The sequence below is a fragment of the Clostridium sp. HMP27 genome, assembly GCF_000765165.1.
Taxonomy (GTDB): Bacteria; Bacillota; Clostridia; order Clostridiales; family Clostridiaceae; genus Clostridium_AK.
In genome coordinates, this window is record NZ_JMFY01000017.1 from 41,581 (window position 1) to 57,884 (window position 16,304).

The following is a 16,304-nucleotide window of genomic DNA, read 5'->3' on the forward strand; positions in this document are numbered from 1 at the left end:
AATAATGATTAAAAAAAATATAAGGTATGCTATATGTACCATAATCATTATAATATTGATTTCAATATCAGCATTTTATAGGATGAATTTTTATGAAAGTTATTATGGAGAAAGGCAATTGTCTCCTGAATTAAAAGATAAAACTATAATAAGATTATGGATGAAAAAAAGCATTATATCTCCTACAAGATCTTATCAAATAGAAAAGTTTAATAATACTAATAAGGACAATATACATATAGTATTCTCCGAATATAAGGAGGATTATTATAATGCTTTAAGAACTACTCTTGCATCAGGTTATGGACCAGATATATTTGAATATGGGTTTAATGCTCTGATGAAAAACGATCAAATTGCATATTTAGATGAAATAAATATGGATCTTAACAAAGTGAATAAGGATAACATCGTATATTATAAAGATAGTCCTTTAGGTATTAAACTTATGGAAAATAACGTGAAGTTTATCTGGAATAAAGAGATATTTAAAAAAGCTGGACTAGACCCTAATAAGCCTCCTAAAAGTTGGAGCGAATTAATAGAGTACTCTAATAAAATTAAAAGTAAGTTTCCAGATATAACGGCCTTTGCATTCCCATTTAAGGAATATGAAGATATGAATATTGCTATAGGCCAGCCTAGTGTAAATTCAGGTACTATCTATACAACCTTTTGGAATTATAAACAAGGAAAATACGACTTTAGTTATGCAAAAGATATACTAAATACATATAGGAATTTATATTCAAAAGATATATTAGAAAAAGATTTTGATAAAAAATCTAAGAATCAATTAAGATCTGAGTTTTATCAAGAAAACATAGCAATGATGGTAAGTACTTATGAAGATAAGGCATATTTTTCTAATATATTACCTTTAGGTTTTGAAGTAGGAGTTTCAAACATAATGCAAGTTGATGAAAAAAGTAAAAGTAAATATTACTTTACAAATAACTCCAATTTCTTAGTCTTAAGTAAGACTTCTATAGAAAAAACAAAAGACGATACTGAGGAAATCATACAGGAAAAAACAAAGAAAACAGAAGCCATAAAAAAGGTATACGAGTATTTAGTAAGTAATGAAGTAAATAATGAAATTTTGCAAACAAGAAATGCATTGCCTATTAACGTTAATAATACTATGATAAGCAATGATGTTTATTCGGGATATAATGATGTTAATGATTTTTCTAATCAAAGGTTAGATCCTACTATATTTTTAAGTAGAAATTCAAGATATGAACTCAATTTAGTTTTAGATGCTATAAAGTCTAAAAGTAGTGTGGAAAAGGTTATTGAAGACTTAAATAATCAATATAAAAAATATTATGATTTTGCCATAGATAAAGAAAAATTTGATTTTGAATATTATAAAATGAAATAATAGGAAAACTGAGATTGGAGAAGTGAAGTAAATGGAAACATATATAAATTACTTCAAAAATGCAATTAAAGATTATTATAAAATATTAATAGGATGTTTTTTAGTTTCTCTCATAGTATCAATTATGCTAATGAAAAGTATAGGTATGGGTACTAGTACAATGCTGTTTGCAGCTTTATTTCTATTATTAGTAGATATGATATTAATAAAAACGGATAAAAAACTGTCCATATTGATGTTTATATTATTTTTACCAATTTATACAACGGTAAGAAGAATAGTGTACTTTGATGTGCTTTTTTTAAGAGTTACTTTTGAAACAATTTATGTGTTAGTACTTTTCATATTTAGTTTTAAAGATATAAAAGTTAAGATTGCAAGTTATTATAAAAATGATAAAAGAAACTTTAATTTTATTGTCTTAATACTGACCTTTTTAATCTTTTGTATCAATAGCAGCTTTTTTTCTCCAGATTTAATGAAGGGGATAAGCGAGGTACATATAGGTATTGCGACACCTATAATGTTCTTATTAAGTTTTATGGCCTATTTTAATAAGGACGATAAAGAGAAGGTGTTTTATGCTTTAATATTAGCTTTAAGTTTTAGCTGTATATATGGTTACTTGCAATTGTTTAGTAGAGGAATTTCTTTATCAGCTATAAAGTCCAATAGAATTTACTTAACTTATGGTTTTCATAACGTTAATATTTTCGCAGGTATACTTATTACTGTATTTCCTCTTTTATTAGAGTTAGTGTTATATAAAAAAAATAGTTTAAGAAAACAAGTATTTTTAAGTCTTATGCTTTTAAACTATGTATTTGCAATATTATTAACATTTAGTAGAGGGGCATGGTTATGCCTATTAATTACTGTATTTATAGCTTTACTAAGTAAAAAGTATAGAAAGATATTATATATAGGATTAATACCATTAGTGATTGGATTTAAGCCGATATTTTCATACATAATTAATAGGGGAACAACTACATCATTTTTACAAAACGAATCCGCAGTGGCAAGACTACAATCGATATTTACTGATTTAGTTATGATTGTGAAATATCCGTTTGGTATAGGTGGAGGTAACTTTTCTATTGCATATAAAAAGTTTGCCTTTCAGGGATATTTAGCAATGCCTGAGGATATAAGATTTAACGCAACGGTTGCTCATTATCCTTTAGAACATGCACATAATATTTTATTGCAAATTGCAGTAGAGTTTGGAGTAGTTTCTTTGATAATATTTATAGCAATTATATTAAATAGATTAATAGTATGCTTTAAAAGTTATTCATACAATAGACCTTTGATTAATTCAGTATTTATATATGTTATATTTTCTACTTTAACAGGAAATGAATTTAATCATAAGGGAGTAATAACAGGAACTCTCGTGATATTTATAATTTTTGGCCTGATTTCTATACTTAATGAAGAAAGTAAAAGCTTAAAAAACTAATTTCAAATTATAGGAGAGATTTAGATGAATAATAGTAACCTTACAGTGTCTATAGTAATTCCTTGTAGAAACGAAGAAAATTATATAAAAAAGTGTTTAGAATCTTTTATAAATCAATCCTATTCTAAGGAATTATATGAAATACTTGTTTGTGATGGCATGTCAACAGATAAAACAAGAGAAATTATAAAAAGTTATATGAAGGAATATTCAAATATAAAGATTATAGATAATGAAGGCTTATCCGCACCTAAAGGAATGAATAAAGGAATAAACTACAGCAAAGCTGATGTAATAATAATATTTGGAGCTCATGCATATGCAGATAAGGACTTTATAAAGGAAAATGTAAATGCTCTTATTAAGAATAAAGAGGTAGGATGCGTTGGCGGACCTATAGAAACTATTAATGAAGACAATAAAGGCAGAGCTATTTCTGCTGCAATGAGTTCTCCGTTTGGTGTCGGAAATGCATTATTTAGATATGCTAAGGAAGAAATGTTTGTTGATACAGTTGCCTTTGGATGCTATTTTAAAAAAGTATTAAATAAAATAGGATATTTTGACGAAGAGCTTGTGAGAAATCAAGACGATGAATTGAATTTTAGGGTAATAAAAAATGGATATAAAATATTACTATCACCTAAAATAAAATCTTACTATTACAGCAGATCTTCTTTAAAAAAGCTCTGGAAGCAATATTATCAGTATGGATTTTGGAAAGTAAGAGTAATGCAAAAGCACGGAAGACCGGCATCTATAAGACACTTAATTCCAGCATTATTTGTTACTACAAATATACTAGGAGTAGGGTTAGGATTATTTTATAAATGGATACTTTATTTATGGTTTTTAGAAATATTTTTATATTTAATAGGAGATATTATATTTTCATCAAAGCTAATTAAAAATAATAAGGGTATATTTCCATATATATTTTCAATATTTCCTATTCTTCATCTAAGTTATGGGTTAGGATTTGTAAATGGAATATTCAGCTTTTACATATTTAAATCTAAGAAATCTATTGAAAAAAATACAAAAATGTCAAGATAAATATAATAAGCACACAGATATTGAAATTTTACAATACCTTGTGTGCTTAATTTGTGTATAATATATAGGGAGACATTTCAATAAATCGAGATGTGTTTGAAAGGAGAATAAAAATGGAAACAAGCACTAGATTCTTAAGCTTTTTATTATACATATATATGATTGTATTACCCATTGCTCCAAGCAAGTTCAAAGTAGGTAATATTCCTTTTAATGGTGATATATTATTAGCTTTGCTTATAGTTTGTTATTTAATTATGCTTGCAATATTTAAAAATGTTCGAAATAGATTTCTATATGGATTAAAAGACTTTTTTACAAATTATTTGACTATATTTATATCTTTACTAATATTCATAATGCTAATTTCTGTATCCTATTCTACCGATAAAAAATTAGCATTAAGTGAAAGTATAAGATTTGCTACATATGGAGCATTGTTTTTTATAATAAAATATGAATTAAATGACAAGTATATTTCAAATAATATACTAAAGCTATATATTTACGTAGTTAGTTTAATAAGTTCTATAGGTATACTTGAATATATACTAGGTATAGGATTTATACAAAAGAGTGAACATGGAATAAGAACTAGAATTTTTTCCACTTTAGAAAACTCTAACAATTTGGGTGCTTTTATGGTAATAGGATTTTTCCCAATAGTAATGTTAATGTTAAACGAAAAAGAAAAAAGAAGAAAACTATATTTGGGAATAGCAAGTTTATTAACGTTTACAAACATAATATTAAGCTTTTCAAGAAATGCTTGGTTAGCATTAGTAGTAGGAATTATAATATTATCTTTAACCTATAGTTGGAAGATAATATTAGGCATGGGAGGACTAGGCGTTATATCATTATTAATTCCACAAATAAATAATAGGTTATTAGAGTTTACTGATAAAAGTCAAAATTTATCTAGAATAAAATTATGGGATATTGCATTTATGATGATTAAAGACCATCCCTTTACCGGCGTTGGAAATGGGAATTATAGGGTTATGTACGATATATATAAGTTAAAGTACAAAAAGAAAATAGAGTACTATCCAACAGATAATTTTCATACACACAATGTTTTTTTAAAGATACAATCTGAATTAGGGTTATTTGGAACAGCAGCTTTCTTAGGTATAATTATAAGTATAGTTGTTAACGTAGTAAGATTTATAAAAAGAATTGATATTAAGTTTTATAAGATATTTTATACTGGATTTTTTGCTTCAGTAATATCGTTTGTTTTTATGAATATTATAGATAACTTTTTTTCTGCGCCTAAAGTAATAGCTTTTTTTTGGATTTTAGTAGCTAATTTTGAAGGAATATTATATAAGAATCAAGAGAGTTAGAGGAAGATAATTACTATGAAAATGTACTATAATTTTTTGAATATATTATTGTGTATATATATTTTTTTGTTCATAGCATTACCAATTACGTCAAAATATAAGGTTGTAGGATTAAATATACATGTTGTGTTAAGTATACTTATGGCCTATTATGTACTTGGAGTGGTTTTGAATAGAGAAATTAGAAATAAATCCATAAGTTCAGTTAAAAGATTTTTTAAAAATAAATGTAATATTGTTCTTAGTTTATGCGCACTATGGATGATATTTAGTATAACCTATTCTGCAGATAAGGCTTCTGCTATATCAGAAGTTGAAATGTACATGAAGTATTTATTTATATACTTTTTAATTGAGGATCAAACCCATAATAAAAGATATGTAGATAATATACTTAATAGTTTTATATTCACCTTAATAATAGTATCTATAGTAACCTTTATTGATACTATAAAAGGAATTGGAATAGAACAAACATCAGAAGGAGTAAATAGAATAAGAGTAGAATCGCTGCTTGAAAATTCCAATAACCTTGGGGCGTTTTTTATATTATTTATATTTCCTTTTATAATGTTATCTATTTATGAAAAGGAAAAGAGAAAAAAGTACTTGTACATAATAGTTTCATTTTTATGCTTATTTAATATAATCGTGAGTTACTCGCGAAATGCATGGATGGCCTTTGGAGTTGGATGTTTACTAGTAGTGATTATATATAATAAAAAGTTTATAGTGCCATTTTTAGGAGTATTCCTAATAGGATTATTAATTCCTGAAATTTCAATGAGACTAACGGAATTTAATGATTTTAGTCAAAATATTACTAGAATTAAATTATGGGAAACTACATTGTTAATGATAAAGGAACATGCTTTATTGGGCGTAGGGGTAGGAAATTTTTCTTATCAATATGATAACTATATAAAAAGATTTGCAGAACTTAAGTATTCAGATTATCAAATATTTCATCCTCATAATGTATTTTTGCAGGTGCAAGCTGAATTGGGTGTTATTGGAATTATATTGATTATAAGCTTAATAATATTTATAATTATGAAACTAAGAAAATACATACATGAAACTTCAAGTAGTTTACATAAAAATTTTTATAGAGGATTTTATATTTCTTTTATAGTTTTTGTTTTCATAATGAACATGGTAGATGATTTTTTCTCAGCTCCTAAAATTATCTTAATATTTATAGTTATTATATCCATACCAATTAATTCAAAGAAGCTTGAAGTTATGTAATATGGAGGTGATACCAATTAATATATTACAAGTGATAACAGGAAATGATAACGGCGGTGGTGGAAATCATGTTATAAATATATGTTTAAATAATATAAGTGAAATGAAGTGTTCTCTTTGTTTAATAGGAGATGGAATGTTATATGAAAGGGCTAAAGAGCTACATATACCAGCAACCTATTATAGTTTTAAAGAACTTTTAGGAGATAAGTTAGGAGAGTATATTGAAAAAAATAATATAGATATAGTTAATTTTCATGGAGCCAAGGCAAATTTTTTATATTTTATGATATCTCATAAAATAAAGGTACCATGTGTTGTTACAATTCATAGTGACTATAGGTACGATTTTATAAACAACAAGTTTAAAAGAATATTTTTTACCCCATTAAGCATTTTAGGGTTGAAAAAATATAAAAATTACATTTGTGTATCGCAATATCTACAAAACCTAATAAGTAAAAAAAAATTTAAAGGAAATAAATATGTAATACCTAATGGGATTTCTTTAGAAAAAACTTATTTAAAGCAAAATAGAGAGTCAATAAGAAATATATATAATATATCTAAGAATGAGTTTTTATATTCAATGGTGGGAAGAATGCATCCAATAAAAAACCATGATGGCTTAATAGATGCCTTTTTCAAACTTCAAATTGAAATAAGAGATGTAAAATTAATGCTTTTAGGATTTGGGGATTTAGAGGAAACATTAAAAGAAAAGGTTGAAAAGTTAAATATACAGGATAAAGTAATATTTGCAGGATTTAAAGAAAATATACTAGATTACATAAATGCGTCAGATGTAGGCGTGCTAACTTCGTTTAGCGAAGGGGGAGCACCACCACTCGCAGTACTTGAGACTGCTTTGATGAAAAAGACAATCATATGCTCTAAGGTTGGAGATATGGAAAGTATAATAAGTGAAAATGAGGGATTCTTAGTAAATCCTTATGATATAAATGACATACATGATAAAATGAGATGTGCTTACATGAATAAAGAGAAGATAGAATTAATGGGGGAAAATCTTTATAATAAAGTTATACATGAATTTTCATTGGATAACTTTTGGGAAAGATACTTTGATGCGTATAGTAAAATTTTAAGTGGAGTGAATTAGATGAAAGAATCTAAGTTTATAAAGAGTTCTTTAATAGTAATGATGTTTACCATAATGGGGAAGGTTTTGGCTGTAATTAGAGATTCTCTAGTAGCAGCAAAGTTTGGAGCATCAGATATTTCAGACATATATAATTTTTCGATAGGAATAGTATATTTACTTACCACAATAAGTTATGGACTTACAACTACATTTATACCAATGAATACAGAATATATTGAGAAAAAAGAAGAAACTTCTAGAATTAAATTTGTAAATAATACCGTAAATGTATATGGCATTTTTACAATATTATTAATATTAATATTAATAATATTCACAAAGTATATTGTCTTAGTATTTGCTCCTGGATTCAAAGAAAATCAGTATGTATTTAATACTACTGTAAATATTGTAAGAATTATGCTTTTATCATTGCTTTTTATAAGTATTCAAAGTGTTATTACTGGGGTACTTCAATCTCATAATGAATTTTATGAACCTGCTGCTATGTCACTTGTTTCAAATATTGTATTCATAATTTATTTGATTTTTTTAACAGCTAAGTATGGAATATATGGCTTTGCTTGGGCAACAGTGATAAGCTTCTTAGCGCAACTCATAATAAATCTTCCTAAATATAAAGCTTTAGGATATACATATAAATGGACTTTTAATATAAAAGATAAGAAATTAATAAGTATGTTTATGCTTATGACTCCTGTTATAATAAGTACTTCACTTATTCAGTTAAATAATTTTATAAATAGAGCTTTTGCAACTAAATTGTTTGTAGGAGCAGCTACGGTACTTGATTATTCAAATAAAATAAATACATTGGCCTATGAGGTTTTTGCAATAGGTATAGCTATGGTTATATATCCATTTCTATCTAGATACGCAGTAAATGGAGTGACAAAAGAATATAAAGAAACTTTATCTAAGGGAATAAATATGATATTACTCATAATGGTTCCTGCATCTATTGCTATAGCAATACTTAGAGTACCTCTTATAACTTTAATTTTCAAAAGAGGAGCCTTTGACCAAGAAGCTGTAAACTTAACAGCAAATGCATTACTATTTTATTCACCAGCTATGATAGCATATGGATTAAGAGATATTTTAAACAAGGCTTTTTATGCGGTTAAGGATACTAAAACTCCCATGATAAATAGCTTTTTTGGAATAATAATAAATGTTGTTATAAACATATTCATAGTAAAATATATGAAGGTTTCGGGTCTAGCACTTGCCACAAGTATCTCTTCTATAATTATTACTTTGCTAATGCTTATAAATTTAAATAAAAAGATGAACGGAATTGAACTAAAAAACATTTATGTTACATTTATAAAAACTTTAGTTTCAGCAGCTATTATGGGCATTATAATAAATATAATAAGCACTTATTGTATGAATACTTTTGGAAACAATGCATATGGAAGTTTGATTTCATTACTTTTAAATTTTGTAATAGGATTAACTACATATTTTGTATTTATATATTTTTTAAAAGTAGAAGAAATTTATTATTTTTTTAACCTGTTAAAAAATAAAAAAATAAATAAGGGGGAATTTGATATGCAAAATAATTTAATAGAAATAAATGAACAAAATCATATCAGAAATAAAAAAGTTCAGTTTGCAATAAAGAGATTTATGGATATAGTGCTATCCTTATGCGGCATAATAGTTTTGTCTCCTATATATTTAATTCTTGTATTACTTATAAAGTTAGATTCTAAAGGACCGGCCGTATTTAAACAGGTAAGAGTAGGAAAAGATAATAAAGATTTTACTATATATAAGTTTAGAACAATGATTGTGGATGCGGAGAAGAAAAGAAGCTTAGAAATAAATCCGGAGGACATAGGTAATTTTGTTTTCCAAAGTAAGGAAGATAATAGAATTACAAAAATGGGTTCTTTTTTAAGAAAAACCAGCTTAGATGAGCTCCCTCAGCTTTTTAATGTTTTTAAAGGGGACATGAGTTTAGTTGGACCAAGACCTGAAATTCCTGATGTAGTAAAATATTATCCTCCTGAATATTCACAAAGGTTGCTAGTTTTACCTGGAATTACAGGACTTGCACAAGTAAGTGGAAGAGGAGAAATAGAACTTGCTAAAACTATATATTATGATTTAACATATATTAAGAATTTTTCAGTATGGTTAGATATAAAAATATTATTTAAGACAGTATTTTCCGTATTTAAAAAAGAAGGAGCATTTTAAGATATGTTTAGCAAGGTGTTAGGTTATAAGGTATTTAATAAAGATGAAGAAGAACTTTTTAAATATATAAGTGAATTTAATAAAGTGCATATAATATCTGGAAACCCAGAGGTATTGAATAATGGTCTTAAAAATGAGGAGTTATTTAACAATTTTACTTCTGAAAATTCTATAATTATTCCTGATGGAATAGGAACAGTTATTGCATCGAAGGCATTAAATCAAGGTGTACAAAAGAAGATAGCTGGAATTGAAGTTATGGAAAAGCTTTTGGAAAAGTGTGAAGCGGAGGGAAGAAGCATATATCTTTTAGGAACAAAGGAAGAAGTACTTCAGAAGTGTATAAGAAACTTAAAAATAAAACACCCAAGGCTTATTGTTTTAGGAAGCCATAATGGTTTTTTTGATTTGAATAATTGTAGTGAATTAATAACAGAAATAAATAAATTAAAGCCTTATGCTCTTTTTGTAGCTATGGGAGCTCCTAGACAAGAACTATTCATAACTAAATATATGGATGAATTAAATGCAAATATATTTATGGGCGTGGGAGGATGTTTTGATGTATTTGCAGGAGAAGTAAAAAGAGCACCTAAATGGATGATAAATTTAGGACTAGAATGGCTGTATAGAGTGAGTAAAGAACCTTATAGAGTAAAGAGACTTGGATCGATTCCTGCATTCATTGCAAAAGCAATATTTAAAAGTTAGATGAAATCTAATTATGATGTTCGGTTATATAAAATAATATTAAATTAAAAAAGCACAAGGCAATTTATTTATGACAACCTTGTGCTTTTTATTTTAAACTAAATTTTATTTAAGTTCTTCAAGTGAAGCAAATCTATATCCTTTAGCTTTTAATTCTTTTATAACGTCATCTAGTATTTCAGTATTGGTTTTAGAAACCGCATGTAGAAGCATTATCGCTCCACTATGAGTTCTATCCATTATCATCTTTTTAGCATAGTCATGTGAAGGCTGGTTGTTAATATCCCAATCCTTATAAGCAAAGCTCCAGAAAATAGTTTTATAACCTAATTCTTTAGTATAAGAAAGGGAAAGCTCGCTGTATTTACCCATAGGTGGTCTAAAGAACTTAGGCATATCTTTACCCGTAAGATCTTTAAATACTTTTGCTGTATTTTCAAGTTCATAATTAAACTTATCTTTGCCTTTTAAGGCAGTTGAAGCCATCGAAGGATGGTTAGTTGAGTGGTTACATACTAAGTGACCTTCATCCATCATTCTTTTAACCAAATCTGAACTGGTCTTTATATAAGGTGTTACTACAAAAAATGCTGCTGGTACATTATTAGCTTTTAGTATGTCCAATATTTTTCCAGTATATCCATTTTCATAACCCTCATCAAATGTCAGATATAAAACTTTTTCATTTGTATTTCCAAGGTAATATCCATCTTGTTTAGTTATTAAATTTAATATGCTAGGGTCAACAGTTGATGGAGTTCCATCTTTTTTAGGGATAAAAAACCAATCACGTTCCTTTGTCTCTAAAGTAGTTGTGCTTAATTGAGGTTTAGATTCCTCAGTAGCATCTTTAGAAGGCTGGTCAACCTTATTTTCTATAGGCTTTTCTTCTTTTTCTACAGCTTCATCGGAAGGTTTTTCATCTGAATTATCCTTAGTTGAAGTGTTTTTTTCAGTATTTATTTCTTCCTCTGAAATATTTTTTTCTTCATTTACTGTATTATCATTTTTATTATCTGGGGAATTACTAGCTTGTTCATTTACTGAACCTGATCCAGGGTTTGTATATACTTTTTCATTACTACTTTTACAACCTATTAAAGAAAAACAAAGCATGACGGATATTAAAATAGAAAGATGTTTCTTTTTCATATTTAATCACCTACCTAATATATGATATACTTTAGTTTGTGTGTATTACTACTTAATATACGATGGAGAGAGATAAAATGATTGATATATTTTTGGAAAAGATAGACGAGTTATATAATATTATTGTACTTCCAATGGATAAGAGTTACAAGACGGAAGCTCTAAAAAAGTACAAAAATTCATTTTTTTTAAAAAATGAAGAATATTTTGGAGAAATTTATTATAATAACTTTGGTAGAGATAAATATAAAGGAGCTATATATACTCCACAGGAAATATCAGAGTATATGATAAAAATGGTTATCTCAAAAGAGGATATAATAAATAACCCATATATTAAAATATTAGATCCTGCTTCGGGATGTGGAAATATACTTATACCTTGCTATAGTTATCTTTATAGCATTTATAAAGATAACCTAAGCGAAATTAATAAAAAAAACAACTTAGATCTAAATATAGATAATATTCCAAGTCATATAGTTAAAAATAACATTTTTGGTATGGATATAGATAATGCTGCATTAAAAATACTTGTAATAGACTTATTTCTAATAAGCGGGGAAGTAAAGCCTCAAAACTTTAAAAATGAAGATTTTTTGTTAAACGAGATTAAAGATAAATATGAAATTATAATTGGAAATCCACCATATATAGGTCATAAATCTATAGATAAGGATTATTCGCTGAAGTTGAAGAAAGCTTATAAAGAAGTTTATAGCGATAAGGGGGACATTTGTTATTGTTTCTTTAAAAAAACCAAGGAATTATTAAAGTCCGAAGGAAAGGTTGTATATATTTTAGCGAGATATTTTATAGAGTCCCAAAATGGAATAAGCTTAAGAAAATATATATCAAATAATTTCTCTGTAAGAGAAATAGTAGACTTTTATGGATTAAGGCCCTTTAAAAATACAGGAGTAGATCCAGTTATAATTTATGCTAATAACTCTAATGTGCAAAATGATATTAATGTTATAAAGCCATTAAAGATTAAGGGACAAAATAAAAAAGAGTTCTATGAATCGTTGTTTTTTAATAAAGGACGTAATTATAATAGCTTTACTATAGGGGAATATGCCATAAAGAATAGTACTTGGATACTTAGAAGTAACATGGAGAGAAATATACTAGATAAAATTAAAAGGAAGTCTAGTTTGAAGTTAAAAGACGTATGTAACAGCTATCAAGGAATTATAACAGGATGCGATAAGGCATTTATAGTTTCGGAAGAAACAATTAAAAATAAAAATCTAGAAATAGATATATTAAGGCCCTGGATAAAAAGCAGTTATATAGAAAAAAATCATATAAAGGATGCAAAAGAGTACATAATTTATGCTGATTTTATAAATGATGATGAAAGCAAATATATCAATGCATTAAATCACATAAAACCATATGAATACAAGCTTATGAATAGAAGAGAGTGTAGAAATGGTATAAGAAGGTGGTATCAGCTACAATGGGGGAGAAAACCTTCCATTTTTGAAGGTGAGAAGATAATTTTTCCTTATAAAAGTAATAGTAACAGATTTGCATTAGATAAAGGAAGTTTTTTTAGTGCAGATATATATAGCTTGATTTTAAAAGAAGGAAAAAGCTATGATTATAAAACACTATTATTTTTATTGAATAGTAGTATATATGAATTTTATTATCATTGTTTTGCAAAAAAGCTAGGAGAAGATTTATACGAATATTATCCTAATACATTAATGGAATTAATGATACCGTTAGAATGTGATATAACCTTTTTAGAAGAAAATAAGTTATATCAATACTTTGAAATTACAGATGAGGAAAAAAAGATCATTGAAGAAAGTCTATGAGAATCTAGTAATGGGTAGTTCACAACTATTATGTGAAATTGAATATAAATATTAAGTTTATATAAAAGAAAGCCCCTAAGGGACTTTCTTTTATAACTATTTAAGCAATTCTTCTACAAATTTAGGGAGTACAAAAGAAGCCTTATGTAATCTTGGAGTGTAGTATTTTGTTTCAAAAGAAAGATTCTCTGGAACAGTTGCATTTTCTGGATCATGTTTTTTAGAACCTACTGTAAAACTCCAGTATCCAGATGGATATGTAGGTATTGCTGCCATAAATAACTTAGTAACGGGGAAAGTTGATTTGGCATCATCATAAACTCTTTTCACTACATCTGGAAGATAGAAAGGTGTTTCAGTTTGTGCAATAAATATTCCATCTTCAGTTAAGCACTCGTATATTTCTTTATAAAAGCTTCCTCCAAATAGTCCTTCGGCTGCTCCAAATGGATCAGTAGAATCAACTATTATAACATCAAATTCATTTTTGTGCTCATGAACATATTTAATTCCATCCCCTATAAAAACTTCACATCTTGCATCATCTAGCGCACAGCTTATTTCTGGAAGATATTTTTTACATTCATTTACAACATCTTCATCTATTTCGCATAATACAGCTTTTTCTATGGAAGGATGCTTTAATATTTCACGTATTGCTCCTCCATCTCCACCACCTACAACTAATACCTTTTTAGGATTTGGATGAGTGAATAGTGGAATATGGGCAATCATTTCATGATAAACATACTCATCATTTATAGTAGTTTGAACTATGCCATCTAATACTAGCATTCTTCCCAAAGCATAAGTATCCACAATAGCAAGATCTTGATACTTTGTTTGCTTTGTAACTAACGTTTCCTTTATTTTATAAGTCATAACAGCATCTGATATTTGACCTTCTTTTAACCATAAATCCATATAAGTAGTACCTCCTGTAATATAAATATTAAACATCTCAAATATATTGAGATGTTATGATTTATAGACATATAAATCATGTAATACAACAAAAATATTATAACAATGATTTAAATATGTGGCAAGAAGATTAAATTTAAACAGTATATGAAAAAATATCTTAGTGGAAAAATAAAAAATCCCATAAAAAAGGAGGAAAATTATGTAATATGTAGAATAAGTTAATTATAAATGAGAATTGCACAAATTTACATAAGTGGGGGGAAATATATGTATTTAGAATTTGAAAATGTAGATGATAAATTATTAGTTTGTTTAGCAGGAGAATTAGACCATCATAGTGCAGAAGAAGTTAGGAATAAAATAGATAACCGTATTGATAAAGATGATGTGAGCAAGGTTATACTAGATTTTTCAGATGTTTCTTTCATGGATAGCTCAGGCATAGGTGTAGTAATTGGAAGATATAAAAAAATGAATTATAAAAGTGGGAAGATATGCATTACAAATGTAAATGACAATGTAAATAGAGTTTTTGAATTATCAGGTATGTTTAAAATAATAAAGTTATTTAAAACAAATGAAGAAGCATTAGAAAATATTTAATGGGGGGAAAGTATAATGTATGATAATGTTATGAAAATAGAATTTGCAAGTAAGTCACAAAATGAAAGCTTTGCTAGAGTTGCAGTGGCAGCTTTTGCATCTCAATTAGATCCCACTATTGATGAATTGACTGATGTAAAGACTGCAGTATCAGAAGCGGTAACTAACTCAATTATACATGGATATGAAAGTAAGGATGGGACTGTTAAAATAGAAGCTTATATTAAGAACAGAGAACTTACCATAATAATTCATGATGATGGCAGGGGAATAGATAATATAGAACTTGCCATGCAGCCATTATATACTTCAAGACCAGATTTAGAACGTTCAGGTATGGGATTTACTGTTATGGAGTCTTTTATGGATGGTTTAAAGGTAGAGTCTGAAAAGGGCAAGGGAACTAAAATAATAATGAAAAAAACTTTCAGAGCTATAAGTTAGGTGAATATTATGAGTGAAGAAGCAGTAAACAGGAGTACGTATGGTTATGAAGAAAACCTAGAGCTCGTTGAAAAAGCACGAAAAGGAGATAAAAATGCCTTAAATAAGCTAATAGAAATAAATCTACCTTTAGTATCAGCCATAACTAAGAAATTTTTAAATAGAGGATATGAGTACGAGGATATATATCAAATTGGATGTATGGGGCTAGTAAAGGCAGTAAATAATTTTGATGCTAGCTATGGAGTAAAATTTTCTACTTACGCTGTTCCTATGATAATGGGCGAAATAAAAAGATTTATAAGAGATGATGGAATGATTAAGGTAAGTAGAAGCGTAAAAACAACAGCTAGAAAATTACATTATGATAAGGAGGCACTTACTAAAGAATTAAATAGAGAACCTACTTTAGAGGAGTTATCCAATTATTCTGGTGTAGAAAAAGAAGAAATTATATTTGCTACAGAATCAGCAAATAGTATGCAGTATTTATATGACACCATACATCAGCAAGATGGTGCACCTATTATGCTTATAGATAAGATAAGTGATAATTATGAAGAAGACTCAGAACTGGTAAATAGGCTTGCTTTAAAAGAAGTTATAGGAACTTTAGATATAAAATCCAGGCAAATAATAATGCTTAGATACTTTAAAGATAAAACTCAAGTAGAGGTAGCGAAGATGCTTGGAATAAGCCAAGTTCAAGTTTCAAGAATAGAAAAAAAGGTACTTAAAGTAATGAAAGAAAAATTGAAGTAATAGGATAAGAGAATTATCCTAT

Annotated in this window: 14 protein-coding genes and 1 pseudogene; 13 read left to right on the forward strand and 2 right to left on the reverse strand. The window is 27.4% G+C overall.

Annotated elements, in window-relative coordinates; translation table 11 throughout:
- Positions 1 to 4: 4 nt before the first annotated feature.
- The 9 genes and pseudogenes from DP68_RS07945 to DP68_RS07980 all read left to right on the forward strand — a co-directional run bounded on the left by DP68_RS07945 (position 5) and on the right by DP68_RS07980 (position 10,562).
- On the forward strand, positions 5 to 1,387 hold the full coding sequence (locus DP68_RS07945) for an extracellular solute-binding protein (protein ID WP_035308237.1): 1,383 nt from the start codon (positions 5 to 7) through the stop codon (positions 1,385 to 1,387).
- Between the two features lie 31 nt (positions 1,388 to 1,418).
- Positions 1,419 to 2,852, forward strand: coding sequence for an O-antigen ligase family protein (locus DP68_RS07950; protein ID WP_035308239.1), 1,434 nt, complete (start codon positions 1,419 to 1,421; stop codon positions 2,850 to 2,852).
- A gap of 24 nt (positions 2,853 to 2,876) precedes the next feature.
- A complete protein-coding gene (locus DP68_RS07955) occupies positions 2,877 to 3,908 on the forward strand; it encodes a glycosyltransferase family 2 protein (protein WP_035308240.1) in 1,032 nt (343 codons plus the stop codon).
- 113 nt (positions 3,909 to 4,021) lie between these two features.
- On the forward strand, positions 4,022 to 5,260 hold the full coding sequence (locus tag DP68_RS07960) for an O-antigen ligase family protein (RefSeq protein WP_035308243.1): 1,239 nt from the start codon (positions 4,022 to 4,024) through the stop codon (positions 5,258 to 5,260).
- A gap of 15 nt (positions 5,261 to 5,275) precedes the next feature.
- Positions 5,276 to 6,511 (forward strand): O-antigen ligase family protein, encoded by a 1,236-nt coding sequence (locus DP68_RS07965; protein WP_052085710.1) that lies wholly within the window; start codon positions 5,276 to 5,278, stop codon positions 6,509 to 6,511.
- 1 nt (position 6,512) lies between these two features.
- Complete coding sequence (locus DP68_RS07970; protein ID WP_291547935.1) at positions 6,513 to 7,634, forward strand: glycosyltransferase family 4 protein; 1,122 nt, start codon at positions 6,513 to 6,515, stop codon at positions 7,632 to 7,634.
- A pseudogene (gene murJ, locus DP68_RS07975) lies at positions 7,635 to 9,143 on the forward strand (murein biosynthesis integral membrane protein MurJ); the annotation flags it as partial.
- Between the two features lie 54 nt (positions 9,144 to 9,197).
- Positions 9,198 to 9,851 (forward strand): sugar transferase, encoded by a 654-nt coding sequence (locus DP68_RS19200; protein ID WP_081957148.1) that lies wholly within the window; start codon positions 9,198 to 9,200, stop codon positions 9,849 to 9,851.
- A 3-nt stretch (positions 9,852 to 9,854) separates the two neighbouring features.
- Entirely contained in the window at positions 9,855 to 10,562 is a 708-nt protein-coding gene (locus DP68_RS07980) for a WecB/TagA/CpsF family glycosyltransferase (RefSeq protein ID WP_035308246.1), read from the forward strand.
- 105 nt (positions 10,563 to 10,667) lie between these two features.
- On the opposite strand, the gene pdaA is transcribed toward DP68_RS07980, so the two are convergent.
- Positions 10,668 to 11,714: a delta-lactam-biosynthetic de-N-acetylase gene (gene pdaA, locus DP68_RS07985; protein WP_035308248.1), complete on the reverse strand. Its 1,047-nt coding sequence runs from the start codon at positions 11,712 to 11,714 to the stop codon at positions 10,668 to 10,670.
- Between the two features lie 77 nt (positions 11,715 to 11,791).
- On the opposite strand from pdaA, the gene DP68_RS07990 reads away from it, so the two are divergent.
- Complete coding sequence (locus DP68_RS07990) at positions 11,792 to 13,546, forward strand: N-6 DNA methylase (RefSeq protein ID WP_035308250.1); 1,755 nt, start codon at positions 11,792 to 11,794, stop codon at positions 13,544 to 13,546.
- A 96-nt stretch (positions 13,547 to 13,642) separates the two neighbouring features.
- Here DP68_RS07990 and speE read toward each other — a convergent pair whose 3' ends face one another.
- Positions 13,643 to 14,470, reverse strand: coding sequence for a polyamine aminopropyltransferase (gene speE, locus DP68_RS07995; RefSeq protein ID WP_035308252.1), 828 nt, complete (start codon positions 14,468 to 14,470; stop codon positions 13,643 to 13,645).
- A 270-nt stretch (positions 14,471 to 14,740) separates the two neighbouring features.
- On the opposite strand from speE, the gene spoIIAA reads away from it, so the two are divergent.
- The 3 genes from spoIIAA to sigF are packed head-to-tail and all read left to right on the forward strand — an operon-like array spanning position 14,741 to position 16,282.
- Positions 14,741 to 15,076 carry an anti-sigma F factor antagonist gene (gene spoIIAA / locus DP68_RS08000; protein ID WP_035308254.1) on the forward strand — a complete coding sequence of 112 codons (336 nt, stop codon included), beginning with the start codon at positions 14,741 to 14,743 and terminating at the stop codon, positions 15,074 to 15,076.
- Between the two features lie 15 nt (positions 15,077 to 15,091).
- The gene (gene spoIIAB, locus DP68_RS08005) at positions 15,092 to 15,520 is read left to right on the forward strand and encodes an anti-sigma F factor (protein WP_035308255.1); all 429 of its coding nucleotides are present in this window, start codon (positions 15,092 to 15,094) and stop codon (positions 15,518 to 15,520) included.
- A 9-nt stretch (positions 15,521 to 15,529) separates the two neighbouring features.
- Positions 15,530 to 16,282 (forward strand): RNA polymerase sporulation sigma factor SigF, encoded by a 753-nt coding sequence (gene sigF, locus DP68_RS08010; protein WP_035308256.1) that lies wholly within the window; start codon positions 15,530 to 15,532, stop codon positions 16,280 to 16,282.
- Positions 16,283 to 16,304 lie beyond the last annotated feature (22 nt).